This is a genomic window from Streptomyces sp. CA-294286 (assembly GCF_050947155.1).
GTDB lineage: Bacteria > Actinomycetota > Actinomycetes > Streptomycetales > Streptomycetaceae > Streptomyces.
The window spans coordinates 388,580-413,803 of record NZ_CP192004.1; the positions used below are offsets into that span (position 1 = coordinate 388,580).

Sequence of the window (25,224 nt, forward strand, 5' to 3'; positions counted from 1 at the left end):
GTCACGCCGCTCGCCGCGCCGTTTGCTCAGGGACGGTTCGCCAGACGTCGTGCTCGATCATCAGCCTGAACCAGCCGCACCCAGGGCTCTCACAAACCAAAAACCGCTCAAACCAGAAATTCTTCTCTCATCACCCCAAAAATCGACCGACAGAAAGGGCCCTCTGGGGCCCGAACGGACACCCCCCGGTGTGATGGGGTCCTCCGAGGCATGAACGGCCACCAGGAGGGCTTCTGTGGGTTTTCGGCCCCTCGGGTACCGGAGTTTGACGGTTGACGAGGGCAATTGCGCCGGAGCCAGGGAGTCGGAGCCGGACGGCTTGACGGAGAGGAGCGCGGTCAGCTGTGGTTGCGCACTCAGCCCGAGATCCAGCAACTGGTCGGACGTGGCGCTGGCTTTCCTCGACGCGGCGAGGGTCAGCCCCCAACATGGCGTCGTCCGGCGCATCAACGACGCTGATGGCACGAACGGCGCTGACGGCACCAAGAAGCTGACGGCACCAAGAAGCTGACGGCGACGCGCTGGTCGCCCGTCGTGCGGGGAAGTCGCGCGGGGGAGGGGAACTCCTCACGGGCTACGGGTTCCTGTCGTGACAGGATCCCGCAGACCCCCGCGAACTGGTTGACCGGTACCGGTACCGGTACCTCGCCCGCCGACGGTGTGCCCCCGTTGTGTGACACTCCAAGTCAGCTGATCCTTGGGGGAATTCAATGCGCGCCGACCGGTTGGTCTCCATGGTTCTGTTGCTGCGCCAGCGCGGTCGGCTGTCCGCGACCGCACTGGCCCGGGAGCTGGAGGTCTCCACCCGCACCGTGCTGCGGGACATCGAGGCGCTGTCCGCGGCTGGAGTGCCCGTGCACGCCGAGCGTGGCAGGCACGGCGGGTTCGCGTTGCTGCCGGGTTTCCGCACCGAACTCACCGGGCTCAACCACGACGAAGCACTCGCGCTGCTGATTGCCGGATCGCGGCGCGGCGCACAGGCGTTCGGTCTCGGATCAGCGCTCGCCTCGGCCATGCTCAAGGTCGTCGATGCGTTGCCCGAAAGTCATCGGGACACCGCGGCCGGGGTGGCCGAGCGTTTGCTCATCGACCCGGAGGCCGACCTCCTCTCCCGTCGGCAGGACATCCAGGAAGCACCCGACGCGGTCGTGGCCGCAGTGCGCCGGGCCGTGTTCGCCGGACACAAGCTGCGCATCCGGTACGCGGCGGTGGGCCGGGTGCCGACGTGGCGCACGGTGGATCCGATCGGGCTGGTCACCGTACGCGAGCAGGGGTACCTGCTGGCCACACGGTCCGGTGCCGACCGAACCTATCGGCTGTCCCGGCTCCTGGCCGCCGAGGAACTCGCCGAACCCGCACAGCGGTCGGCCCGGGTCGACCTCGGCCTGGCCTGGCAGCAACGCAGCACGCAGTTCCGAGCAGGCGGCGAGCAAGTCACCGTGCTGGTACGGGTGATACCGGCGCGTCGTGAGGAACTGGTGGGCACCGCGCTGGCCGTCCTCACCGAAGAGACCGACGCCGACGGATGGTTGCGGCTGGAGGTGACCTTCCAGGACGCCAGGCACGCCGAGTGGGCGCTGTGGCAGCTCGCGACCAACGCGGAGGCCCTGACTCCGCGTTGGCTGCGCACCGCCCTGCGCGAGCGGGCTGCCGCTGTCGCCACCCGCTACGAAGCGTCCCCCTGAACGGGAGCGCCCCGGTGTGGCAGCGAGCGTCCTGGACGGTTGCCGCGGCCCTGCTCGGATCGACGCTCCCGGACTCGGAGGGCCGCTTCCAGCCGTGCGATGTCCTCGGCATCCTTGAGTCGTCGGGGCCGGGAGGCGTCCCAGACCGGCATCATCCGTTTGATCTCGATCTGGACTTGCGGGCTCACGATCGCGCACCGGACACCTGCGACACACCTCGGCTCGGCCTCAAGCATGCCTTCGGGCCACGGCGTGCCGGCCCACGGGCCACCGGCGACCACCACACGGCCGGCCCCATCGCGGTTCACGAGAGTGAGGCTGCTCTCCAACCCGTCCTTCACGAAGTCGAGTTGCCATTCCGGCGGCGGCCCGGGGACGGATCGCCAACCGTGCAGGAGCAGGGCCCCGGTCAACGCCGTGGCATCGTCGGCCCAGGCGAACCAGTCGATGTCCTCGTGGTCCCGCGAAACCGCGCCGAGGAAGAAGTCCATGGCCCATCCACCGCGGAGCCACACCTCGGCTCCCAAAGCTTCGGCCGTCTGCACGGTCTCCGCGATCAAACGAAGTTGTCGATGAGCGCGCTCACTGTCCACAGCAGGGCAGGCTACGCCGCCACGGCCCCGCGCAGCAGCGAATTCTTCGCGGCAGGGAAGCCAGGGTGCCGAGGGCGCGGTGACCGGGCCATGTCCTCCCGTGTGACGGATCTCCATACGGCGCGCAGCGGACCGCAGGTAGGGAGTGGGGCGCGCAACATGGCCTCCCCGCAGCCTGGTTGGCCACGACATCAAGAACATTCCGCTCCGTGCCCGGCTAGCCTGAACCGCATGGACGACGAACCGGGGAAGCGGCCGCGCATGGACGGCGTCGAGGTCATGGCCTTCGCGGACAGCCTGGCCTTCGAGAGCTGGTTGGCGGGCAACTACACGCGGCAACCGGGTATCTGGGTCAAGGTGGCGAAGAAGAAGTCCGGCATCCCCTCGGTGAGCGACGACGAACTGGTGGACATCGGGCTGTGCTACGGCTGGATCTCCGGGCAGCGCCGCTCCCTGGACGCGCAGTACTACCTCCAGAAGTATGTGCCGCGTCGCCCTCGCAGCTTGTGGTCGCAGGTGAACGTGGACAAGGTCGCCGTGCTGATCGCCGCGGGCCGTATGCGGGAACCGGGCCTGGCCGAGGTGCGCAGGGCACAGGAGGACGGTCGGTGGACGAAGGCGTACGAGTCACAGCGGACGGCGGCAGCACCGCCGGACCTGGTGGCGGCGCTCGGCGCCGACCCCGTCGTGGGGAGAGCCTACGAAGCGCTGGGCAGGTCCGAGCGGTACCAGTTGATCCTTCCCCTCCTCCAGGCGCTCACCCCCGCAGCCAGGGAGGCGCGGCTGGCAGGCATCCTGCGAGCGTTGACCGGCGGGGGAGCGGAGGAGTGATGTGCTGGGGGAGCGGGGGAGTGACGCGGTGGGGGAGCGGGGGAGCGGGAAAGTGACGCGACAGGGCAGAGGCGTACGTACGGGAGCTACTTCCGCCCCTGCTCTCGTACCGTTGCCGCCACGTCGATCCATACGGTGGGTCCGAGCTGGAGGCCGAAAGCCGGCTTGTTCTGGATCCTTCCCCGCAGGGGGCGAGGGCTGCGCCCCGGCGTGACTCGCTGGTCCGCGCCGGGGCTGGGGCGTCGAGTCCCCCGCTGGTGGGACTCGGCCACACCGTCACCCTCAACCTGAGGGAGAGGGCCCCGCGACCCACGAGCCGTCAGGCCGATGATCCACTGTCGATCACCAGGTCGGTGCCGACGACCGCGCCGGCCGCGGGGGAGGCGAGGTAGAGCACCGCGGCTGCCACCTCTTCGGCCTCCGCCACCCGGCCGAGCGGGTTTTCCGACTTCACCCGCTCGGCACGGTCGGCTTCGCTCTCGCCCGGCCGCAGCGACATGGGAGCGGCGGAGGCGCCGGGGCTGACCGCGTTGATGCGGATGCCCTGGTGGATGTGGTCGAGAGCGGCGGCGCGGGTCAGCGCGGAGACCGCAGCCTTCGAGGTGATGTACGCGGCGGCGTTCGGGATCCGGAGGTGTACGCCCAGGTTGGAGGAGATGTTGACGATGGTGCCGCCGCCGTTGTCCTTCATGTGGGCGATCTCGTGCTTCATGGCGAGCCAGACGCCGGTGACATTGGTCCGCAGCACCATGTCCCAGTCGTCCTCGCTCACCTCGCCGACGGGTACGGTGGCGCGGAGTATTCCGGCGTTGTTGACCGCGATGTCCAGTCGGCCGAAGCGGATGACGCTCTCTCGTACGAGGTTCTGCAGCTGCCCGGAGTCGGTGACATCGGCAGTGACGGCGGTGGCCGTGCCGCCGTCGGCCTCGACGAGGCCGACCGTCTCGTCCAGGGAGGCCGCGGTGCGTCCTGCGACGACCACGGATGCCCCCTCGGCGGCGAAGGCGAGCGCGATCGCGCGGCCGAGGCCCGATCCTGCGCCGGTGACGAGGACGGTCTTGCCGGTGAAGCGGTTCATTCGGTGACTCCCTTGAGTGTGGGTGAGGACTACTTGGTGCGGTGGTTCAGGAGGGCCGCGACGGCGAGGGCGGCCCCGGTCACGGCCAAGGACGAGGCGTCGCTGCCGAGCGTGAGCAGGCCGGCGAAGACAGCGGTCGGGCCGAATTCCATCGCGGTGTTCAGCACGCCACCCGCGAGCCCGCTCTGCCGCTGCGGTACGCCTTCGGTGGCGAGCACGGCGGCTCCCGCGAAAGAGGCAGCGGCGCCGGCCGACAGCAGCACGAGGCCCGGCAGCAGTCCGTACGCGTACCAGGTGTGCGCATCGAGCCCGGTCCCCGCGAGGAGGGCGAGCCCCGCCGCGCCCGTGCCCAGCCCGGCGGACGTGACGGCTCCGGCCCCGTACCTGCCGATGAGCGGACCTGCCGTCCGGCCCGAGGCGATGAGTGCGACGGCGAACGGCACGAAGGCGGCCGAGGTCTGCAACTGTGACCAGTCGCGCCCCTGTTGAAGGTGGAGCGAGAAGATCACGAAGGTCATCGCGGTCCCGCAGGCGCTCAGCGCGGTGGCGGTGAGGGCCAGGGCCCGCCGCCGGTCGAGCAGGAAGCGGGGTGGCAGCAGGGGATCGCGGGCTCGGTGCTCGGCGTACCAGAAGGAGGCCAGCAGTGCGGTTCCGCCGAGCAGCGGCACGAGCACGTCGGACGACGACCAGGGGCGGGCGTCGGTGACGACGAGTCCGTAGCTGGCGAGGGTGATGCCGAGGGTGGCGAGCAGAGCGGCTGGCAGGTCGAGGGCCCTGCCCCGGTTCGGTGCGGTGTCCGGCAGCAGCCGGGGCGCGAGGGCGAGGGCGGTGATCGCCACCACGAGGGGCACCGCGAAGGTCCAACGCCAGGAGAGCAGCGCCGAGATGACGCCGGAGAGCAGATTGCCCGCAGTCGCGCCGAGCACCGAGAGCCCGCCCCAGGTGGCCATTGCCTTGCCGTACGCGGTGGGGGAGGGGAAGAGGACGCGCAGTACGGCCATGGCGGCCGGTGCGACGAGGGCCGCACCCGCGCCCTGTGCGAAGCGCGCCGCGAGGAGCACCTCGATACCGGGGGCGAACGGGACGGCTGCCGAGGCGGCGGCGAAGAGGAGAAGGCCCGCGGTCAGCACGGGTCGGCCGCCGTGGCGGTCGGCGAGGCGGCCGCCGAAGAGAAGCAGACCGGCGAAGGTCAGTCCGTAGGCGGCGCTGAGCAGGATCACGTCGCTGCGTTCCAGGGCGAATTCGTGAGCGAGGTGGGGCAGCGGTATGGCGATCGCGGCGAGCGTGAAGATCAGCACGGTCTGGACGCTGCCGAGGAGAACGAAGGCGTGGCGGTGGCGGGTGGCGGTGGCGCGGGCGACGCCCGTGGCGGTCAAGTTTCCCCCGATATTTGACTGATCGGTCCATAATTTGGGCGTGCAGAAGCGGCCCGGCTGCACGGGCGCGTGTGCTCAGTCCAGCAAAGCCAGTGCCTGTTCGGCCGCGTCCTGCACCCGGGCGGGATCACTGGACGCCTTGCCGACGATGCGTACGCCCTGCAGCAGGACGAGCAGCATGCGGGCCAGCGTGCGCGGATCGCGGTCCGCGGGGAGCTCGCCCTGGGCCTGGGCCCGTACCAGTGCGGAGTGCAGCGGGGTCTCGACGTGGTCCCAGCTGATCTCGACCCGACGGGCCACCACAGGGTCGTGCGGGGCCAGTTCGGCTGCGGTATTGGTGACGAAACAGCCGTTCAGTCGCCCTTCCGGGGAAGCGGCTTCCGCGGCGAAGCGGCGCACCACCGTCCGCACCGCGGGCAGTGCGGGGCCCGGCTGGGACAGCTCGGCCAGGAGAAGCGGGTCGCGCATCTCGACATACCGGTCCATGGCCTTCAGGTACAGCTCGTGCTTGCTGCCGAAGGTCGCGTAGATGCTGGCGCGGCCGATGCCGAGGTGCTCGACGAGATCCGCCACCGACGTCGCTTCGTAACCGCGCCGCCAGAACAGCTCAAGGGCCGACTGCAGCACGGCGTCCGGATCGAATTCCTTGGTCCTGGCCATGTCGGGGACCCTAGCCTTATCTGAACCGATCGGTCAATAATTTCGTCTCGGTGGGCGGGTCTGCGGGGAGGGAGCCGGTTCGTGAGCCGGGCGGTACCGTTCCGGGCGGTCGCTGTTCGCCCGGAGGGCGTCGGGCAACCAAGTAAACTTAACCGGTTATGTTGCAAGTGTTGTGCGGTCGGGTGCAGCGCCCTAATCTCTCCACTCGTGCGGCGGATCGTCTCCGGGCCCCTGGATCTCGCGTCTCACGTCTCGTACTCCGTACTCCGTACTCCGTACTCCGTACTCCGTACTCCGTACTCCGTGCGCTGTGTTTCGTTCGTCGTATCCGGTATCCGGTATCTGATATCTGGTGTCGCACATGTCGTATCCCGTACCCCGTACCCCGTATCCCGTATCCCGTGCACCGCCTCTCCCGCACTGCGCCTCGCCCTCCGTCGAGTTGGGAGCACCATATGAGCAGAACGAAACTGGCCACCGCAGCCGGAGCGCTGCTGGCCCTCGCCGCTTCCGTGTCAACGGCCGCCCCTGCGGCCAACGCAGCGGACGCCGCGGCGGAGGCCGAGCCGGGGTTCCACGTCCGGGACGGGCGTCTCCTGGACGCCAACGGCAACGACTTCGTCTTCCGCGGCGTGAATCACGCCCACACCTGGTACACCACCAGGACCAGGCAGGCCCTCGCCGACATCAAGGCGCTCGGCGCCAACTCCGTACGCGTCGTGCTCAGCACGGGCGACAGGTGGACCAAGAACGGCACCGCCGACGTCGCCGACGTGGTCGCCCAGTGCAAGGCGAACAAGCTGGTCTGCGTCCTGGAGGCGCACGACACCACCGGCTACGGCGAGCAGCCCGGCGCCGTCTCGCTCGCCAAGGCCGTCGACTACTGGACCGAGGTGCAGAACGCGCTCAAGGGCCAGGAGAAGTACGTGGTCCTCAACATCGGCAACGAGCCGCACGGCAACACCGGTCACGCCGCTTGGACCGCCGACACCAAGACGGCCGTCACCCGCCTGCGCGCCGCCGGCTTCCGGCACAGCATCATGGTCGACGCCCCAAACTGGGGGCAGGACCACACCTCCACCATGCGGAACGGCGCCCCTGAAGTCCTCGCCGCAGACCCGCTGCACAACACGGTCTTCTCCGTCCACATGTACGGCGTCTACGACACCGCCGCCGAGGTACGGGACTACCTCAACAGCTTCGTCTCCCGCCGACTCCCCCTCGTCGTCGGCGAGTTCGGGCACGACCACTCGGACGGGAACCCCGATGAGGATGCCATCCTCGCCGCCGCCCGTACGCTGAATCTCGGCTACCTCGGCTGGTCCTGGAGCGGCAACGGCGGGGGCGTCGAATACCTCGACATGGCCACCGACTTCGACGCGGCCCGACTCACCCCCTGGGGGCAGCGCCTCTTCAACGGCCCCGACGGCATCAAACAGACCTCCCGTGAGGCGAGCGTCTTCGGTGGTTCACCGGGCGGGGACACCTCCGCGCCCAGCGCTCCCGGAAAGCCCGCCGTCTCCGCCGTGACGTCCGACGGCGCCCGCCTCGACTGGACCGCCGCCACCGACGACACCGGCGTCACCACGTACGACGTCGTCCGGGTCAACGGTACGAGCGAGACGCCGGTGTCCAGCGTCGTGACCACCGGCACCACCCTCACCGGGCTCGCTCCGGCCACCGCCCACACCTACGCCGTGTACGCCCGCGACGCGGCCGGCAACCGCTCCCCGCGTTCGGCCACGGTCACCTTCACCACCGCCGACGGCCCGGCCACCGGCACCTGCGCGGTCGACTACCGGCTGGAGGACTGGGGCTCCGGTTTCAACGCCCACGTCACCGTCCGCAACACGGGCAGCCGGGCGGTCGAGGGCTGGCAACTCGACTTCGCCTTCCCCGGCGGGCAGACCCTGACCTCGGTGTGGAACGCCAAGGCCGTGCAGCAGGGTAGGCAGGTGCGCGTCACGCACGAGCAGTGGACCCGCACGATCCCGGCCGGCGGCACGGTGGGCTTCGGCATCTCCGTGAACTCGGCCGGCGACAACGGCATACCCGCGACCTTCGCCCTCAACGGCCGTCTCTGTGGACGCAGCTGACGGACCGTCAACCGCGGAACTCTGGACCGCCCCGGCCGCGTCGGCCCCTGACCTAGACGTGGCCGGGGCACTCCGCGCGACGCCCCGCTCAAGGCCCCGGGAACCTTCCGTCGGCATGCCCCTCGTACGGCAGGCACATGCCCACGTGCAGGCGAGCACATCCCCGTGCCGCGGGGCTCCCCCCCTCGTACAGCAAGCTCGCCCCTCGTACGGCAAAGTCGCTCGTCCGTACAGCAAGCACGCCCTCTCATACAGCAAGTACGTTCCCTCATACATCGGGGCAGCCCTCCGGCCCTGCCCCGTCCCCCCAGCCGTCTCATCCCCGTCGTGGCGGACCCGTCGAGCCGCGTGGTGTCAGGGACGGGGTCGGTACCTGGAGCGAGCCCGTAGGGGAGCCGTCGATGATCCCGAACAGCGTGCGTGCCACCTGTGCGCCGAACCGGTGCACGTCGTGGCTCATGGCCGACAGCGGCGGGTGGGTGAGGCGGCAGAGTGCGGAGTCGTCCCAGGCGAGGAGGGACAGGTCGTCCGGTACGGCGAGCCCCATCTCGGATGCCACCGCCGCGCCCGCGACGGCCATGATGTCGTTGTCGTACACCAGGGCTGTCGGCCGGTCCGGCAGCGTCAGAAGTGCGCGGGTCGCCCGTGCCCCCTCCTCTCCCGCGAATCCGGTGGAGACCTGACGGCGTCCGTCCAGCCCGAGTTCGGTCATGGTCGCCTCGAACGCGTCCGCCCGGATGCGGCTGTGCCCCAGCCCGGCCGGACCGCCGACGCGTGCGATGCGCCGGTGGCCGAGGGCCGCGAGATAGCGCACCGCATCGGCCGCCGCCGACGCGTCGTCGGTCCAGACGGAAGGAAATCCGCCGGTCAGGGAGGGGTGGCCGACGGCGACGGCGGGCAGCCCGAGCGCCCGCAGCGGGGCGATCCGGGGGTCCTCCCGGTGGAAGTCCACGAGGACGGCCCCGTCGATCATCGTGCCCCGCCACCACTCCTCGTACAGCGCGATCTCCTCGTCGAGATCGCGCACCAGGCGCAGCAGCAGCGAGCAGGAACGTTCCGTCAGCACGCTCTCGATGCCGGAGAGGAACTCCATGTAGAACGGTTCGAGCCCGAGCAGCCGGGCCGGGCGGCACACCGCGAGTCCGATGATGTCCACCCGGCGGCCGGCCAGACTGCGGGCCGACCGGTGCGGTGCCCAGCCCATGTCCCGCGCGGCAGCGAGGATCCGCTCGCGGGTGGCGGGAGAGACGCCGGGCCGGTTGTTGAACGCCAGGGACACCGCACCCTTCGACACCCCGGCCCGTGCGGCGACGTCGTTGATGGTGAGGCGCGGGGTGGCGGCGTGCGCGGTCACTCGTCAGACCGCGTTCACGGCGAACAGGGCGGTGCGTACCTTGCTCTCGTCGACCGTGGTCGCGGTCTCGCTCTCGGTGAGGCCGGAGACCCTGATCCGGGCTTGTTCGCCGGGCAGCAGCGTCAGCAGGCCGCGGTCCGCGCGGGCGGCGGCGCCGAGCCGGTCGGGCTGGAGGAGGAGGTCCCGTACGACGGACCCGGCGGTGACCAGGACGTCGAGTGCGTCGGGCCGACCGGGAACGGGCTGGACGTGTACGTCGTAGCGGGCCGACTGGTAGGCGAACTCCTTGTCCACCACCGGGAGTTGCACATCCCGCAGTCCGTCCGCGTCGGCCACCAGGAACTCCTTGACGGAACCCCTTGCGGGCCGCAGCGGCGCCGGTACGGGCGTCCGTACGACCGACCGGGGGCCGGCCGGCACGTCGACGACGGCCCGCCGCAGGACCGTACCGTCGGCGGAGAGGAGGCGCAGGGCGACCGAGGCGTGCCACGGGCCGGCGGACTGGTTGTCGACGACCACCACCGGGCCCCCGTCGTCCGTACCGTTCGGCAGGAGCGTCAGCAGCCGGTCCGCGTACACCCGGCGCAGCTCGTGGTGGAGCGGCTTGAGCCGGCCGTCGCCGTCGATCGCCGCCCAGGAACTCACCGGCCAGCAGTCGTTGAGCTGCCAGACCACCGTGCCCGCGCACAGCGGCCAGCCCGCCCGCCAGTGCGCGATGCCCGCGGACACGGCGCGGGCCTGCACCACCTGGGCGAGGTAGTGCCAGCGGTCGAAGTCCCCGCCCGGGAACACCGGGAGGCGGAAGTGGCGTTCGATGCCCCGGTCGAGCTTGCCGTTGCCGTCCTCGGCCTTCTGGTGGTGCAGCATCCCGGGGGAGTCGGGGGCGAGGTCCTCACCGGGCAGGGCGCGGCGGAGCGTGGCGAGCGCGGGCGGCGCCTGCCAGCCGAACTCGGCCACGAAACGGGGGGTGTGGGCCCGGTACTCGGCGTAGTCCTGGCGGTTCCACACCTCCCAGGAGTGGTACGTGCCGTGCCGCGGGTCGTTGGGGTGGTGGTCCCAGGAACCGGACCAGGGGCTGCCCGCCGCGTACGGACGGGTCCGGTCGAGCTCGGCGACGATCCGGGGAAGCAGACCCAGGTAGTACCCCTCGCCCCAGGAGTCACCGGCCAGCGGCTGCTCCCAGTTCCAGTCGCGGAAGCCCCACAGGTTCTCGTTGTTGCCGTTCCACAGGACCAGGCTCGGGTGCGGCATCAGCCGGACAACGTTGTCGCGCGCCTCGGCCTCGACCTCGCCGCGCAGCGGCTGTTCCTCGGGGTACGCGGCGCAGGCGAAGAGGAAGTCCTGCCACACCATCAGGCCCAGCTCGTCGCAGACCTCGTAGAACGCGTCGTCCTCGTAGATGCCGCCGCCCCAGACGCGCACCAGGTCGACGTTGGCCTCGGCGGCCTGGGTGAGCCGGGTGCGGTACCGCTCGGGCGTCATGCGGGACGGCAGGACGTCGTCGGGGATCCAGTTCACGCCGCGGGCGAAGAGTCGCACTCCGTTGACGACGAAGGTGAAGCCGGTGCCGTGGGCGTCGGGGGAGCGGTCGATGTCGACGGTACGGAAGCCGATGCGGCGGTGCCAGCGATCCAGGGGGACGCCCGCGTCGCCCGACAGGTCGACATCGAGGTCGTACAGCGGCTGCTCGCCGTACCCGCGCGGCCACCAGAGCCTGGCCTCGGGAACCTCCAGACGCAGCACCGCCTCGTCGCCGTCGAAGGTGACGTCGCAGCGGGCACCGGATACCGCCCCGGTGTCCCGGCCGCTGCGGACGGAGGCCCGGCAGGTCAGCGGCCGACCCGCGCCGCGCTCGGTGCGTTCGACCCGCAGCCGCACTTCCACCGTACCGGTCCCGTCGTCCGCGACGCCGACCAGCGGACGCACTTCGGCGATCCGCGCCGTCGACCAGCTCTCCAGCCGTACGGGCCGCCACATGCCCGCCGTCACGACGGTCGGCCCCCAGTCCCAGCCGAAGGAGCAGGCCATCTTCCGGATGTACTGGAACGGCTCCGGGTAGACGTTCGGCCGCTCACCGGTCAGCGCGCGGACCCGTTCGGCCTCCTCGTACGCCGAACCGAAGCGGACCTCCAGCGTCCCCGTACGGCCGGTGACGTCGAAGCGATGGGTGCGGTGCATGTTGCGGGTGGTGCCGAGGCTTTCGCCGTCGATCAGGATCTCGGCGACGGTGTCCAGGCCGTCGAAGACGAGGTCGGTGCGTTCGTGGACGACGGGCTCGCCGGTGGTGCGCCTGCTGGCGGTGTGTTCGTCGGGGGTGGCCTTGCCGACCGTGCGACCGACGGTCGTGTGCCCGTTGGCGGTGCGTTCGTCCGGGGTGGGCTTACTGGCGGTGCGTTCGTCGGCCGTGCGTTCGCCGGTCGTGCGCTCGTCGGCGGTGGGCTCGCGGTCGGTCCGCACGTGGACCGTGTTCTGGTGGCCGGTGTTGTCGCGGCCGGTGCTCCGGTGGGTTCTGGGCTCGGGGGTTCCGGGCGCGTGCGGGACCGGCGGCGGGGTGTCCGGTGCGCTGGTGTACGACCAGTCCGCGTCGCGCGCCGGCTCCGTGACGTGAGCCGCCTTGTTCCCGTGTGCCGACCCCATGTCGTGCGGCAACTCCGTGCGGTAGGACCACTCCTGGCGGCCCACCCAGGTGATCTCGTGCTCGTTCCGGCCGATGAACGGGTCGGGGATCACCCCGGCGTCGAGCAGGTCGGCGTGGACGCAGCCGGGGACGCGGGCCGGGAGCAGTGCCTCTCCGTGGCGCAGGCTCCAGCCCTCGGTCAGCTCTATGACGTCCTTCATGGTGTGCGGCTCCTCTTCGCCGGCCGGGGGGCGGGACGGTGCGTGTGGAGCGGCAGGCTAGCTGGCTGCTCACCCGTCTGTCCATGAACCGGTGAAGTAGAGGGCCAGTTGGCCTCGGGTGTGGAGATATCCTGAAATGCTCTCTGTGGAACGGACGTTGGGACGCTTCCGGTAACGATTGAGCATCGCGGACGAAACTTCTACTTTACCGGTTCACTTACGGCTGCCATAGTGCCGACAACCCACCGGCAGCACCGACAGAGCCAGTGGACCCGAGCCGCAACCCTGAAGGAGTCGGGCAATGGGGAAGAAGACGAGAGCCCTCACGGGCACGCTCGCGAGTGCCGCGATGCTGACCGCGGCGGCATGCAGCGGAGGAGGCGGCGTCACCGGCGAGACGGCCGCCGCGCCCTCCGACCCCGGTTCGGTGGCCGGCGAGATCAAGGTCCTCACGCCGCGCACCGACCTCGTGCAGAACGGGGAGATGAAGGCGTACGCCCAGGAGTTCAACAAGCTCTACCCCAAAGTGAAGGTGACGTTCGAAGGCATCACCGACTACGAGGGGGAGGTGAAGATCAGGATGAACACCGATCAGTACGGCGACGTCCTGATGATCCCCGCCGTGGTCGCCAAGAACGACTACCCGAAGTTCTTCGCGCCCTTCGGTCCGACCGCCGAACTGTCGAAGAAGTACCGCTTCAGCGACAAGACCGACGTCGGCGGCAAGGTCTACGGCATAGCCCAGTTCGGCACGGCCAACGGCTTCGTCTACAACAAGGCCGTCTGGAGGAAGGCCGGCCTCACCGGGTGGCCGAAGACGCCCCAGGAGTTCCTCGCCGCGCTGAGGACCGTCAAGGCGAAGACCGGTGCGATCCCGTACTACACCAACTTCAAGGACGGTTGGCCGCTGGTCCAGTGGACGTCCAACGTCGGTTCGGTGACCTGCGACGCGAAGGCCGCCGACAAGCTCGCCGGGGCGGTCTCCCCGTGGAAGGAGGGCGGTGAACTGCACGCCGTCGACACGCTCCTGCACGACACCGTGCAGCAGGGCCTCGTGGAGAAGGACCCGACCACCACCAACTGGGAGGCGTCCAAAGCCCTCCTCGCCAAGGGTCGGATCGCCTCGATGATGCTCGGCTCCTGGGCCATCACCCAGATGCAGAACGCGGCGAAGGAGGACGGCGGCTCGCCTGCCGACATCGGCTTCATGCCCTTCCCGGTGCAGCACGGCGGGAAGTTCTGCGCGACCGTGACGTCCGACTACCAGCAGGCGGTCAGTGCCCACTCCGAGAACAAGGCGGCGGCCCGTGCCTGGGTCGACTGGTTCTCCGAGAGGTCCGGCTACTCCGAGAAGGAGGGCGCGGTGCCGGTGGTGAGGGCGGCACCCATGCCGAGCACGCTCAAGGACTTCGTTGACAACGATGTCACCTTCGTGGAGCGCTCCGAGACGAAGACGGCGCAGACCAATGACATCGACAACGCGGCCGAGATCGGCCTGAACAAGCCCGACTACCGGCAGAAGTTGGTCGACACGGCGCGTGGCGTCGGGGGCGGCACGCTCCAGGACTATTTCGCGGACCTGAACAAGAAGTGGGACGAGGCGGCGAGGACGGCGGGCTCCTGAGGGAGGCACGTGGGGTTTGCCCAGGCGCACGCCCCGGCGCGGTCGGGCACCGATGACGCGAGGACCCGCGGCGATACACGACCGGACGCGAGTGCCTGCCGTGTGCGTGGCTCTGTCGACGGCCCCGCATCCGGCACGAGCACCGGCCCGGCGCCCCGCATCCGGCACGAGCAGCGCCGCCCCGGCGCCCCGTATCCGGCACGAGCACCGCCCCCGCCCCCCGCACCCGGCACGAGCACCGCCCCGGCGTCCTGCCCTCGGCCCCTCCCCGTGCCGGCCCCGTTGTTCCCGGAACGGCGACCCCCTGGTCGTTCCGGGACCGTCAGTCCCCACCGCTCGTTCCGAGTCACTCGCTCCCCCTCCCGGCCTCTCGGCCACCCGTCCCCCACCCCGAACCGGCCGTCCCGGACCGCACCGCACCGGACCGGGCCCGGACCCCGAAAGGCCGACATGACTGAGACGCCGACATGACCGAGACCACGCACCCCGCCTCCGGGCCCGCCGGGAGGAGCCGGTCGCCCGGGGCGGAGAAGACGCGGTGGGCCGGAGCGCTCTCCGGGGGCCGCCGCCGGGGCGCCGGAGGTTCCGGCGGACCCGACTCCGGGGCCGGAACCGGGCGTTTCTGGCACCGGTCGCCGCTCCGGCAGCTGACACCGTGGCTGTTCCTGGCGGTTCCGCTGGCATTGCTCGTCACGTTCACGTACGTCCCCGTGGCGAGCATGATCTCGTACAGCTTCACCGACTGGGACGGCGTGAGTCCCACCCGCGACTCCACGGGTGTCGACAACTACGTCCGGATCTTCACCCGCCCGGAGCTGTTCCGGGTCTTCTTCGTCAGCGGCTACTACCTCGCCGCTTCGGCCGTCCAGATCGCGGTCGCGCTCTACTTCGCGGCCGTGCTGAGCTTCGACCTCCGCTTCCGGAACTTCTTCAAGGGGATCCTCTTCTTCCCCTATCTCATCAACGGCGTCGCGATCGGTTTCGTCTTCCTGTACTTCTTCCAGGACGGCGGAACGCTGGACTCCGTCCTGTCCTGGGCCGGGTTCGGCAGCGACCACGCGTGGCTCGGCGACCCCACCTCCGCCAACGTCTCCCTCGCCGGGGTCTCCATGTGGCGGTTCACGGGGCTGAACTTCGTCCTGTTCCTGGGCGCGATCCAGTCCGTGCCGGGGGAGCTGTACGAGGCCGCCGAACTGGACGGGGCGGGCAAGTGGCAGCAGTTCCGCCACCTCATCGCCCCGAGCATCAAGCCGGTCATCAGCCTCAGCGTCATCCTGGCGGTCTCCGGCTCGCTGTCGGTGTTCGAGATTCCGTACATCATGACCGGCGGCGCCACCGGCACGTCGACCTTCGTGATCCAGACCGTCAAGCTCGCCTTCCAGTTCAACAAGACCGGCCTGGCCTCGGCCGCGGCGGTGGTGCTCCTCGCGATCATCCTGCTGATCACGTGGATCCAGCGCCGGCTCGTGCCCGACGACAAGGTGGACCTCGTATGACCACGGACCGCGGGCCCGCGGACGCTACGACGACCGGCCCTACGACGACCGGCCCTACGACGACCGGCTTCACGACGACGGGCCCCGAGACGAACGACCGCCCGGACCGTACGACGGGCCGGGCGGCCGGGGCTCCGGTCCCCGCTCCCGCACGGAGCGCGGCGGCCGTTGCGGCCCCGGCCCGTCGGCGACGCGTACCCACGACGGGGACCGCGCTGACGTACCTCTCGCTGGTGCTCGCGACCTTCGTGGTCCTGCTGCCCCTGGCCGTCGTGTTCCTCACGTCCCTCAAGACCTCGCAGGAGGTGAGCGGGGGGAACGCGCTGTCGCTCCCGGGGAACTGGCTGAACCTGTCCAACTACGTCACGGCGTTCACCCGGGGCAAGATGCTGGTGGCCTTCGGGAACACGGCGTTCATCCTCTTCTTCGCCATCGGCGGGACGGTGCTCATCGGCTCGATGACCGCCTACGCCGTCGACCGCTTCGACTTCCGGGGCAAACGGCCCGTGATGGTCCTCTTCCTCGTCGCGACCCTGGTCCCCGGCGTCACCACCCAGGTGGCGACCTTCCAGGTCATCAACAGCTTCGGCCTGGTGGACACGCGATGGGCGCCCGTCCTGCTGTACATGGGCACCGACATCGTCTCCGTCTACGTCTTCCTCCAGTTCATCCGCTCGATCCCCACCTCACTGGACGAGGCGGCCCGCCTCGACGGAGCGAACGCGTTCACGATCTACCGGAAGATCATCTTCCCGCTGCTGAAGCCCGCGATCGCCACGGTCGTGATCATCAAGGGCATCACGACGTACAACGACTTCTACATCCCGTTCCTCTACCTGCACTCCGAGGAACTCGGCACCATCTCCACCGCGCTGTTCCGTTTCAAGGGACCCTTCGGCGCGCACTGGGAGGCGATTTCGGCGGGCGCGATCCTCGTCATCGTGCCGACGCTGATCGTCTTCCTGCTGCTCCAGCGCTGGATCTACAACGGCTTCGCCCGAGGCGCGACCAAGTAGGCCCGCCCGGCGGGGGAGTGCGTTCGGCTCAGGGTGCGTCCGGCGGCGGGCACGTGCTTCCCCGGGGCACGAACCGGGCGTACCCCTCGCGGATGTCGGCGACCTCCTCGCCCTCGATCACCGCGAGCAGAGCTCGCGCGGCGCGCTCCCCGTACGCCGGAATGTCCCGCGTCACCGCCGACAGCATCGGGCGGACGACCTGGGTGAGCGCCGACTCGTCCCAGGCGACGACCGACAGGTCGGCGGGGAGGGAAAGCCCCAGCTCCTGGGCGACGGACAGCGCGGCGACCGCCATGATGTCGTTGTCGAAGACGATCGCCGTCGGCCGTTCGGCGGCGATCAGCAGGGCGCGGGTGGCGCGGGCGCCCTGGTCGCCGGAGTAGTCGGTGTGGATCACGGTGGCCTCGGGGATGCCGGCTTCCGCGCAGGCGGCGCTCAGCGCGGCGTCGCGGACCCGCGTGTGGGCCAGCTCCGCCGCTCCCGCCACCCGGGCGATCCGGCGGTGGCCGAGGACGGCGAGGTAACGGACGATCTCGTGGACGCTCTCGCCGTCGTACGACCAGACGGCGGGCAGCGGACCGGACACTTCGGGCGGCCCGATGGCCACGGCGGGCAGCCCGAGGGCCGCGATCGCGGGCACGCGCGCGTCGTCGTCGGCGCGGAGATCCGTCAACAGGACCCCGTCGACCCGCCGTTCGCCCCACCAGCGGCGGCACACCTCGATCTCCTTGTCCTGGGAGTCGACCATCTGAAGCATCAGGGCGTACGACCGCGCGGAGAGGACGCTCTCGACACCGCTGATGAACTCCATGAAGAACGGCTCCACCCCGAGGGTCCGCGGGGGCCTGCGCAGGGTCAGTCCGACCGTCTGCGCCCGGCCCCCGGTCAGGGCGCGGGCGGCGCTGTTGGGGCGCCAGCCCAGCTCCTCCGCGATGGACTTGATCGCGGCGCGGGTGGCCGCTGAGACCCCGGGCTGGTCGTTCAGCGCGTACGACACCGCCACCTTGGAGACTCCGGCGCGCTGGGCGATGTCCGCCATGGTCGGCCGCCGCTTCACGCGCCACCCCCCTGCTTCCGTGCTGGTCCGATGTCGTGCCGGTGCGATGCCGACCCGACCTTACCGCCGGGAACCGCGCCCTGTGTCGTCCGCCCGGGGCAGGGGCCGACCGGGCGGGCGATGCGCTCGCGCGGCCGGGGCGGACGGTGCGTGCGAAGGGGCCCGGATCCGCGGCGGGAGTCTGCTCGGGGCCGAGTGTCAGTGGCGGGTGCGAAGGTGTACGGCATGACGCACACGACTGGTTCACGCGCCGGACTCGACTCCGCCGGAACGGACCCCAAGCAGGACCTCCACCACTACCTCAAGGCCGCGAGGGAGGCCCTGCTGTGGAAGGTCGAGGGGCTGTCGGAGTACAACGTCCGCCGACCGCTCACCCCCACAGCCACCAACCTCCTGGGGTTGCTCAAGCACCTGGCCGGCTGCGAGACGGGGTACTTCGGCGACACCTTCGGGAGGCCGTTCGACGAAGAACCGATGCCGTGGCTGGAGGAGTTCGACGAGGATCCGACCGTGGACATGTGGGCGCGCGCCGACGAGCCCCGCGAGTACATCGTCGGCCTGTACCGCAAGGCGTGCGCGCACGCCGACGCCACGATCGAGGCCCTCGACTGGAACTCCGTCGGCCGGGTCCCGCACTGGCCGACGGAGCGCAACGAGGTGACGCTGCACCGCATCCTCATCCACATGCTCGCCGAGACCAACCGGCACGGCGGCCACGCCGACATCGTCCGCGAACTCATCGACGGGGCCGCGGGCTTGCAGGAGACCAACGACAACCTTCCCCCGGGTCTGTCGTGGGAGAAGTACCGCGAGCGGCTGGAGGGGGTGGCGAAGGAGGCAGCGGCGAACGCGGAGTGACTGGCGGCCCGGCGGTGCGCAGACCCCACGTCCGCGCCCGCACGGGAAAGCCCACCCCCGCACGGGGAAGGCCACCCCCGCATGCGAAAGGCCGCTCCCGCACAGGAAAGGGGGAGTGCGCCACGGGTGCGCGTCTGCCGCGGTACGAGAACTCGGTCCTGCCGCGGGCCGGGATGCGGCTCGCCGCGGTACGGGACACGGCCGGCTGCGGACGGCATACGGGCGGCGTACGGGACATCGCCCGTGCGGTACGACCCGCGACCGCTCTCGTCCGACCGCGCCTTCACCCCATCCGACCGCGCCCTCATCCCATCCGACCGTGGCCGCTCCAATCCGACCCTCACCCCATCCGACCGTGACCGCTCCCATCCGACCGCGCCCCTCACCCGACCCTGATTGCTTCCGCCGGGCAGAGTCCCCCCGCCTCCCGGGCCGCGTCGGCGTGCGGGGACGGGTGGGTCAGGCGGGCCCGGAGGAGGACCACGAGACCCTCCTCCTCGTCCTGGTCGAACACCTCGGGGGCGGTCAGCGCGCACATCCCGGAGCCGACGCAGCGGGTTCGGTCGGCGAGTACGAGGAGGTGAACGGGCCGGGCGGTTGCGTGCGCTCCGGCGAGGTCGTCCGTGGCCATCTCGCCTACACCTCGTCCCAGGTGACGGGGAGGCTGTGCACCCCGTAGATGTTGCGGTCCGTGCGGAGGGGGACCTGCGCGGGATCCGTGGCCAGGCGCAGGGTGGGGAAGCGGGTGACGAGCGCGGGCAGGGCCACCTGCATCTCGACGCGGGCGAGCTGCTGGCCCAGGCACTGGTGGATGCCGTGCCCGAAGCCGAGGTGACCGGTGGCCCTGCGGCTGAGGTCGAGGGTGTCGGGGTCGGGGAAGCGCAGCGGGTCGCGGTTGGCCGCGTCGATGGACATGACGACGGTTTCGCCCGCCCTGATGACCTTGCCGTCCAGCTCCACGTCCTTGCGCGCCGACTTCATGGTGGTGTGGGCGATGGTGAGGTAGCGCATCAGCTCCTCGACGGCCTGGGGCGCGAGAGCCGGATCGTCGCGCAGGGCGGCGATCTCGTCCGGGTTGCTGAGCAGGGCGAACGTGCCGAGGGCGAGCATGTTGGCGGTGGTTTCCAGACCCGCGCCCAGCAGGAAGCCGCCGACGCCGGTGAGTTCCTCGTCGGTGAGATCGGTGGTGGTCAGATCGCCGAGCAGGTCGTCGGTGGGCGCGGCGCGTTTGGCCAGGACGAGCTCGCTCATGTACCCCATGAGTGAGTTCATCGCGTCGGCCTGCGCCTGCTGGTCGGTGACCAGGGTGGTCAACTGCTCGGCCTGCTGCTGGAAATAGCCCCGGTCGGCGGACGGGACCCCCAGCAGTTCGCAGATCATCAGCGCGGGCAGGGGCTGCGCGAACGCCTCCACCAGGTCCACCGGGCCACCCTTGCGTTCCATCGCGTCCAGGCACTCGGTGGTGATCTCCTCGGCGCGCGAGGAGAGCGCGCGCATCCGGCGGACCGTGAACTTTCCCGTCAGCAGCTTCCGGAAGCGGGTGTGCTCAGGGGCGTCCATCCCGGTCATGTCCCCGACCGGCGCGGGCGGCAGCTCGCCGATGTCTCCGTACGGGTAGTGCAGGAGTTCGTACCGGGAGCTGAAGCGGGGATCCGCGAAGATCGACCGCACCGTGGCGTACCCGGTGGCCAGCCAGCCGACGTGCCCGTCGGGGAACCTCATCCTTACCAGGGGGTCCCGGGCGCGCAGTGCGTCCAGTCCGGCGGCCGGGTCGAAGGGACAGCCGGCGGCACGTGCGGTGGGGAGGGTCACGGGCTCGTTCTGCACGGGTCCTCCGGAGGGATCGGCCGCTGAGACGCGACCAAGTGCAAGGGGAAAGGGGCGAGTTGGGCGTCACGAGGACGCCTCCTGCTCGTGCCGCCAGTGTGGCACCACTTTGATGCCATGGCAAGGCGATGTTGGCGCAGGATGGTGTCATGGGATGGTCGGAAGAGGTCGGCCGACCGTGTCCTGTGTGGGTCCGGTGCAGCTGCGGCAGAGGGATGCGCAGGGCGGACCCGCGGCCGGGCCCCGTCCCCGGGCGGCTTGAGTACGATGCTCCGATGTCCGTACGGGGAGACGAATACCGGGACCGAGCGGGACACAGCAGCAACAGCGCAACGGCAGAGCAGCAGAAAGGCACCGGTATGACAGACGGCACGGACGGTGCGAGCAGCACGGACGGCAGGGGCGGTGCGCGCGTCGCGGGCGGCACGGACACCGCCGAAGGGGCGCGGGCGCGAGAACGCAGACGAGGGCAAGGGGAGTTGGAGAGCCAAGTGCTCGCCGTGCTCGGAACGGCCGCCGCTCCGGTGACTGCCGCATGGGTGCAGGAGCGCCTCGGCGGCGGCCTCGCCTACACCACCGTCATCACGATCCTGAGCCGGCTGTACGACAAGGGAGCCGTCACGCGCTCCCGCGCCGGACGGTCCTTCGAGTGGACGCCGGTCGCGGACGGGGCCGGACTGGTCGCCCTGCGGATGCGCAAGCTGCTCGACCGGGAGGACGACCGGGACGCCGTCCTGTCCAGCTTCGTGTCGGGACTGTCGACGCAGGACGAACGGCTGCTCCGTTCCCTGCTCGCGGAAAGCGGCGGCGACGGCGGGAGCGGCAGCGGAGGCGAAGCCCACGGGCGTGGCGGTTCGCAGGGTCGGGGGCGCTGAGCCGGTGGGGGTCTTCGTCTATCTGCCGCTCGTGCTGCCGCTCACCGCGCTGCCCGTGGCCCGGCTCGCCGAGCAGCACCTGCACCCGCGTACCGCCGCCCGCCTGCTCACCGCCGTGGCCGCGATCCTCGCCGTGTGCAGCACGGTGTGTCTCGCTCTGCTCGTCGTCGTCGGCACGGCCCAGCTGCCCGGCAACCCACTGCCCGACAGCTGGTCGGACCCGGAGGTGCGGGCGGCCGTACCGTACGACGAGGTCACCGGGAAGGTGTCCATCGGAGCGCTCGCGGCTGTCCTGACCGCGTGGGCGGGCGTGCTGCTCCGGCACCGCCGCTACCGGGCGAAGGCACACCGGGCGCTGGTGGGCCTCGGGACGGATTCGGAGGTCGCGGTCCTCCGGGACGACGAGCCGTATGCGTACGCACTGCCCGGCGCGCCCCGCAGAAGCGGACAGCCCGGTGCGCCCCGACCTCCCGGCCGGATCCTGGTCTCCACCGGCATGCTCGCCGCCCTCACCGACGCCGAGCGACACGCCCTGCTCGCCCATGAACGCGCCCACCTCGTCGCCCGTCACCACCGGCTGCTGCTCGCCGTGCAGCTGGCCGGCTGCGCGAACCCGCTGCTGCGCCCGTTGCGCGAGGCCGTCGCGTACTGCACCGAACGCTGGGCCGACGAAGAGGCCGCGGCGGCTACGGGGGACCGGCGGACGACCGCCCGAGCCGTGGCCAAGGCCGCCCTCGTCACACCGCGTCCGAGCTCGCGCACCCGCCCCGGCCGCACCGCCTTCCCGGGTCTGCCCGCGTTCGCCGCGACCGGACCGGTGCCGCGCCGGGTGGCGGCCCTGCTCGGCCCCCTCCCGCCGGCCAACGGCTGGCCGCCCGCGCTCACCGGCGCGGGCATCGCCACCGCCACCTTCGTCGCTGCCGCCGGAACCGCCGCCTCCACCTTCTCGGCGCTCAACGCGTCCGTCGCACTGTTCTGCGTACTGGAGGCGGCGAGTCTGGGATGAGGCCCGCGGCGGGGGCCGCGCCGAGAGGGGGCATCGGCGGCTGGGTTCCGGCCTTCGGCGCGCGCTCCGGAACCGGATTCAGCAGAACCGGTTCCAGCGGAGACGGACCGAGCGGAACGGGATCCTGCGGCGCCGGATCAACCAGAACCGGTTCCAGCGGAGGCGGATCGAGCGAAACGGGATCCAGCGGGCCCAGATCGAGCGGAACCGGATCCTGCGGAAGCGGCTCTAGCGGCGGGGCTTGCCGCGCTTCGCGCCGCCCTTGCCGCCGCCGCCCTTGGCACTGTTCCTGGCAGAGGGCCTGCCGCCCTTGCCGCCGCCGGAAGCACCGCGCGCTTGCTTGCCGCCCTTGGCGCCGCCCGCTGCCGACTTCCCGGCCGAGGACTTCTTCGCGCCCCCCCTGCCGTCGGAACCTTTGCCGTCGGAACCCCTGCCCTTCGCCGCGCCCTTCGACCCGGCGGGTGCGGCGGGCAGGGACGGGCCCCTGGTGCTGTTGACCGTACGGCCCCGGACGATGCCGATGAAGTGCTCCACCAGCTCCGGCGGCTCGCCCGACCCGCTCTGCGGCCACGACAGCGCGACGCGCGACTCGGGGGTGCCGGTCACCGTGCGGTACGTGAGGTCCTTGCGGTGGTGCAGACGGGCCAGCGACTGCGGTACGACGAGTACGCCGACGCCCGCCGCCACCAGCTCGATCGCGTCCGCGGTGGTCTCGGGCCGCTCGTTCGCGGGCACGCCCGGCGGCCGTTCCCAGTCCAGGGTGTCGTCCAGCGGATGGAGGACCAGCTCGTCGGCGAGGTCGTCCGCGGTGATCTCCTCGACGGCCGCGATGACGTGGTCCTTGGGGATCACGACGACGGTGGTCTCCGTGTACAGGGGGATCGCGCTCAGGTCCGTACGGTCGACCGGCAACCGTACGAAACCGGCGTCGGCGCCGCCTCCGCGCAGTACCTCGAACGCTTCCGCGGGGGTCGCCGCGACCAGCGTCAGCGGGACGTCGGGCAGCCGCTCCTTCCAGATCCGCACCCACTTCGTGGGCGTCACGCCGGGGACGTACGCCAACCGGAACGAAGGGCCGGCCGGCGAGGTGTCGGCGGCGGCGTCCGGGGAGGCGGGGGCGGTGGGGGAGGAGGGTGCTTCCGAGCCTGTCACGTGGCCAGATTACCGGCCGCGGGCGGGGCGACGACCGCCGGAGGGCCCGGCGGAGCCACGGCGGAGCGACCTCGGAGGGCGGGCGGGCGGACCGGGCGGCGGCAGCCCGAGTGGTAAGCGGTAGCGCACATGCTCGATACCCTTGACGGCATGACGTCGCACCAGAGCACCCAGACCATGAAGCCCGCCACCGCGGCGAAGAAGCTGGGTGTGTACCTTGAGGCCACCCCCGCAGAGTTCCAGGAGGGTGTCGTCTCGCGCACCGAGCTGCACGCGCTCCAGACCGACCCGCCCCAGTGGCTCCAGGACCTGCGCGCCAACGGCCCGCACCCCCGCCCGGTCGTCGCGAACAAGCTCGGCGTCTCCATCTCCGGCCTCGCCCGCGGCGGTGTCACGGAGCCGCTGACCACCGAGCAGATCGACGCCCTCAAGGACGAGAACCCGGAGTGGCTCCAGAAGGAGCGCGCCGTCCAGGCCGAGGTCCGCAAGGAAACGGTCCGCATCAAGGAGAAGAACGCGGAGAAGAACGCCGAGTAGAACGCCCGGGTCCCGCCGGCCGGGACCGGATCGGTGCCTCGCGCACACGAAGGCGCCCCCGAGCCCGCTCGGCGGCGCCTTTCGCATGCCCCGGGACGGGCGCCCTCAGTACGTGACCGTGATCCGCCGCTCGTACCCGTCGACCCGTACCTCGCCGCCGTACGGAATCACCACCTGCGGGTCGGTGTGGCCGAGGTCCACGTCGAGGACGGCGAGCGTCTGCGGGGCGTACGCGGCGAGGGCGCGCAGCACCGCCTCGCGCTGTCCGGTGGCGTAATCCTCCTGCTCGGCAGGGGTGTTCGGGCGGTCGAAGGACCACGTCTTGGGGCGGCCCATCAGGAGTGCGGCGAAGCGGGCGAGGAGGCCGCGCTCGCCCATGCTGCGCAGGATGCGGAACACCTCCTCGGCGGCGGGGAGTTCCTCGGAGGTCTCCAGGAAGAGGACGCCGCCTTCGTACGCGGCCGGGTCGCGCTCGATCTCGCGGTCGGCCATCAGCAGCTGGGAAAGGGTCTCCAGGTTCCCGCCCCAGGCCCGGCCCTCGACCACCTTCCGCGGGCCGTGCCACATCCAGCCGCCCGCGGGCCGCATCTCGGGCTCGGCGGTGAAGGTGGCGGGGTTCGACCAGTCCTGGTCGGTGTCGCGGAAGCGGTCGGCGGGGCGGATCTCGTACGGGCCGTGGGTGAACAGCGCCGCGCGGATCGAGTCGGCGGTCAGCGGGTGCAGGGCACCGGGGCGGCCGAGCTCGCACATCACGGAAGCGCCGTGGTAGGTGACCATGCCGAGGTTGCGCAGGGCCAGCAGCAGATTCGTGTTGTCGCTCCAGCCGAAGAAGGGCTTCGGGTTCGCCCGGATCAACTCCCGGTCCAGCAGCGGAAGTACGGTGATCTGGTCGTCGCCGCCGATGCTCGCCATCACCGCCTTCACCGTCGGATCGGCGAACGCCGCGTGCAGATCGTCGGCCCGCTCCTGCGGCGTGGCCCCCATCTTCCGGGTCGCCGGATACTCCACCGGTTCCAGTCCGTACTCCTTGCGCAGCCGGTCGAGCCCGAGCTCGAAGGGCAGCGGAAAAACCCCGGGCAGCCCGGAGGAGGGGGAGACGATCGCCACACGGTCGCCGGGAGCGGGCTTGGGCGGGTACACGGGCAGTGCGGAGGGTGTCATGCGCCGAGGATATGAGGGGGGCCGGGAAGCGTCGACGGGTATTCTCCGCAGTCGGACACCGGGGTACGGAGCACTCGGTACGGAGTGCTCCGCACGGGGTACTC

21 protein-coding genes are annotated in these 25,224 nt (G+C 70.9%); 10 read left to right on the forward strand and 11 right to left on the reverse strand.

Going from position 1 to position 25,224, the window contains the following annotated elements; all coding sequences use genetic code 11:
- Positions 1–710: 710 nt before the first annotated feature.
- On the forward strand, positions 711–1,685 hold the full coding sequence (locus tag ACQPZG_RS01750; RefSeq protein ID WP_433543963.1) for a helix-turn-helix transcriptional regulator: 975 nt from the start codon (positions 711–713) through the stop codon (positions 1,683–1,685).
- Here ACQPZG_RS01750 and ACQPZG_RS01755 read toward each other — a convergent pair.
- Positions 1,667–2,278 (reverse strand): nucleotidyltransferase domain-containing protein, encoded by a 612-nt coding sequence (locus ACQPZG_RS01755; protein ID WP_433543964.1) that lies wholly within the window; start codon positions 2,276–2,278, stop codon positions 1,667–1,669. The genes ACQPZG_RS01750 and ACQPZG_RS01755 overlap by 19 nt on opposite strands.
- A 231-nt stretch (positions 2,279–2,509) precedes the next feature.
- On the opposite strand from ACQPZG_RS01755, the gene ACQPZG_RS01760 reads away from it, so the two are divergent.
- On the forward strand, positions 2,510–3,109 hold the full coding sequence (locus ACQPZG_RS01760; protein WP_433543965.1) for a YdeI/OmpD-associated family protein: 600 nt from the start codon (positions 2,510–2,512) through the stop codon (positions 3,107–3,109).
- 319 nt (positions 3,110–3,428) lie between these two features.
- On the opposite strand, the gene ACQPZG_RS01765 is transcribed toward ACQPZG_RS01760, so the two are convergent.
- The 3 genes from ACQPZG_RS01765 to ACQPZG_RS01775 all read right to left on the reverse strand — a co-directional run bounded on the left by ACQPZG_RS01765 (position 3,429) and on the right by ACQPZG_RS01775 (position 6,223).
- Positions 3,429–4,187, reverse strand: coding sequence for an SDR family NAD(P)-dependent oxidoreductase (locus tag ACQPZG_RS01765; RefSeq protein ID WP_433543966.1), 759 nt, complete (start codon positions 4,185–4,187; stop codon positions 3,429–3,431).
- 29 nt (positions 4,188–4,216) lie between these two features.
- Positions 4,217–5,563 carry an MFS transporter gene (locus tag ACQPZG_RS01770; protein ID WP_433543967.1) on the reverse strand — a complete coding sequence of 449 codons (1,347 nt, stop codon included), beginning with the start codon at positions 5,561–5,563 and terminating at the stop codon, positions 4,217–4,219.
- Between the two features lie 75 nt (positions 5,564–5,638).
- Positions 5,639–6,223: a TetR/AcrR family transcriptional regulator gene (locus tag ACQPZG_RS01775; RefSeq protein ID WP_433543968.1), complete on the reverse strand. Its 585-nt coding sequence runs from the start codon at positions 6,221–6,223 to the stop codon at positions 5,639–5,641.
- Positions 6,224–6,678: 455 nt separating this feature from the next.
- Between ACQPZG_RS01775 and ACQPZG_RS01780 the strand changes: the two genes are divergently transcribed.
- Positions 6,679–8,319 (forward strand): cellulase family glycosylhydrolase, encoded by a 1,641-nt coding sequence (locus ACQPZG_RS01780; protein ID WP_433543969.1) that lies wholly within the window; start codon positions 6,679–6,681, stop codon positions 8,317–8,319.
- Between the two features lie 316 nt (positions 8,320–8,635).
- On the opposite strand, the gene ACQPZG_RS01785 is transcribed toward ACQPZG_RS01780, so the two are convergent.
- Together ACQPZG_RS01785 and ACQPZG_RS01790 are read right to left on the reverse strand one after the other, a co-directional pair.
- The gene (locus ACQPZG_RS01785) at positions 8,636–9,673 is read right to left on the reverse strand and encodes a LacI family DNA-binding transcriptional regulator (protein WP_433543970.1); all 1,038 of its coding nucleotides are present in this window, start codon (positions 9,671–9,673) and stop codon (positions 8,636–8,638) included.
- Between the two features lie 3 nt (positions 9,674–9,676).
- Positions 9,677–12,511 carry a glycoside hydrolase family 2 protein gene (locus tag ACQPZG_RS01790; RefSeq protein WP_433543971.1) on the reverse strand — a complete coding sequence of 945 codons (2,835 nt, stop codon included), beginning with the start codon at positions 12,509–12,511 and terminating at the stop codon, positions 9,677–9,679.
- Between the two features lie 301 nt (positions 12,512–12,812).
- Between ACQPZG_RS01790 and ACQPZG_RS01795 the strand changes: the two genes are divergently transcribed.
- The 3 genes from ACQPZG_RS01795 to ACQPZG_RS01805 all read left to right on the forward strand — a co-directional run bounded on the left by ACQPZG_RS01795 (position 12,813) and on the right by ACQPZG_RS01805 (position 16,647).
- A complete protein-coding gene (locus tag ACQPZG_RS01795) occupies positions 12,813–14,135 on the forward strand; it encodes an ABC transporter substrate-binding protein (protein WP_433543972.1) in 1,323 nt (440 codons plus the stop codon).
- A 467-nt stretch (positions 14,136–14,602) separates the two neighbouring features.
- Positions 14,603–15,631, forward strand: a complete 1,029-nt coding sequence (locus tag ACQPZG_RS01800; protein ID WP_433543973.1) for a carbohydrate ABC transporter permease — start codon at positions 14,603–14,605, stop codon at positions 15,629–15,631.
- A complete protein-coding gene (locus ACQPZG_RS01805; protein ID WP_433543974.1) occupies positions 15,628–16,647 on the forward strand; it encodes a carbohydrate ABC transporter permease in 1,020 nt (339 codons plus the stop codon). The genes ACQPZG_RS01800 and ACQPZG_RS01805 overlap by 4 nt, the downstream gene beginning before the upstream one ends.
- A gap of 28 nt (positions 16,648–16,675) precedes the next feature.
- Here ACQPZG_RS01805 and ACQPZG_RS01810 read toward each other — a convergent pair whose 3' ends face one another.
- A complete protein-coding gene (locus tag ACQPZG_RS01810) occupies positions 16,676–17,686 on the reverse strand; it encodes a LacI family DNA-binding transcriptional regulator (RefSeq protein WP_433544594.1) in 1,011 nt (336 codons plus the stop codon).
- A 243-nt stretch (positions 17,687–17,929) separates the two neighbouring features.
- Between ACQPZG_RS01810 and ACQPZG_RS01815 the strand changes: the two genes are divergently transcribed.
- Positions 17,930–18,562, forward strand: coding sequence for a DinB family protein (locus ACQPZG_RS01815; protein ID WP_433543975.1), 633 nt, complete (start codon positions 17,930–17,932; stop codon positions 18,560–18,562).
- 382 nt (positions 18,563–18,944) lie between these two features.
- Here the strand turns inward: ACQPZG_RS01815 and ACQPZG_RS01820 are convergent, their stop codons facing one another.
- Both ACQPZG_RS01820 and ACQPZG_RS01825 read right to left on the reverse strand, forming a co-directional pair.
- Positions 18,945–19,193 (reverse strand): ferredoxin, encoded by a 249-nt coding sequence (locus ACQPZG_RS01820; RefSeq protein ID WP_433543976.1) that lies wholly within the window; start codon positions 19,191–19,193, stop codon positions 18,945–18,947.
- A 5-nt stretch (positions 19,194–19,198) separates the two neighbouring features.
- Complete coding sequence (locus tag ACQPZG_RS01825; RefSeq protein ID WP_433543977.1) at positions 19,199–20,389, reverse strand: cytochrome P450; 1,191 nt, start codon at positions 20,387–20,389, stop codon at positions 19,199–19,201.
- Between the two features lie 359 nt (positions 20,390–20,748).
- Here ACQPZG_RS01825 and ACQPZG_RS01830 point away from each other — a divergent pair, with 359 nt between their 5' ends.
- Positions 20,749–21,264, forward strand: a complete 516-nt coding sequence (locus ACQPZG_RS01830) for a BlaI/MecI/CopY family transcriptional regulator (protein WP_433543978.1) — start codon at positions 20,749–20,751, stop codon at positions 21,262–21,264.
- A gap of 4 nt (positions 21,265–21,268) precedes the next feature.
- Positions 21,269–22,270, forward strand: coding sequence for a M56 family metallopeptidase (locus tag ACQPZG_RS01835; protein WP_433544595.1), 1,002 nt, complete (start codon positions 21,269–21,271; stop codon positions 22,268–22,270).
- A 228-nt stretch (positions 22,271–22,498) separates the two neighbouring features.
- On the opposite strand, the gene ACQPZG_RS01840 is transcribed toward ACQPZG_RS01835, so the two are convergent.
- Positions 22,499–23,422 (reverse strand): substrate-binding domain-containing protein, encoded by a 924-nt coding sequence (locus tag ACQPZG_RS01840; protein WP_433543979.1) that lies wholly within the window; start codon positions 23,420–23,422, stop codon positions 22,499–22,501.
- Positions 23,423–23,572: 150 nt separating this feature from the next.
- Between ACQPZG_RS01840 and ACQPZG_RS01845 the strand changes: the two genes are divergently transcribed.
- The gene (locus tag ACQPZG_RS01845; protein WP_185035498.1) at positions 23,573–23,959 is read left to right on the forward strand and encodes a DUF5997 family protein; all 387 of its coding nucleotides are present in this window, start codon (positions 23,573–23,575) and stop codon (positions 23,957–23,959) included.
- A 105-nt stretch (positions 23,960–24,064) separates the two neighbouring features.
- On the opposite strand, the gene ACQPZG_RS01850 is transcribed toward ACQPZG_RS01845, so the two are convergent.
- The gene (locus tag ACQPZG_RS01850) at positions 24,065–25,120 is read right to left on the reverse strand and encodes a S66 family peptidase (protein ID WP_433543980.1); all 1,056 of its coding nucleotides are present in this window, start codon (positions 25,118–25,120) and stop codon (positions 24,065–24,067) included.
- Between the last annotated feature and the right edge of the window lie 104 nt (positions 25,121–25,224).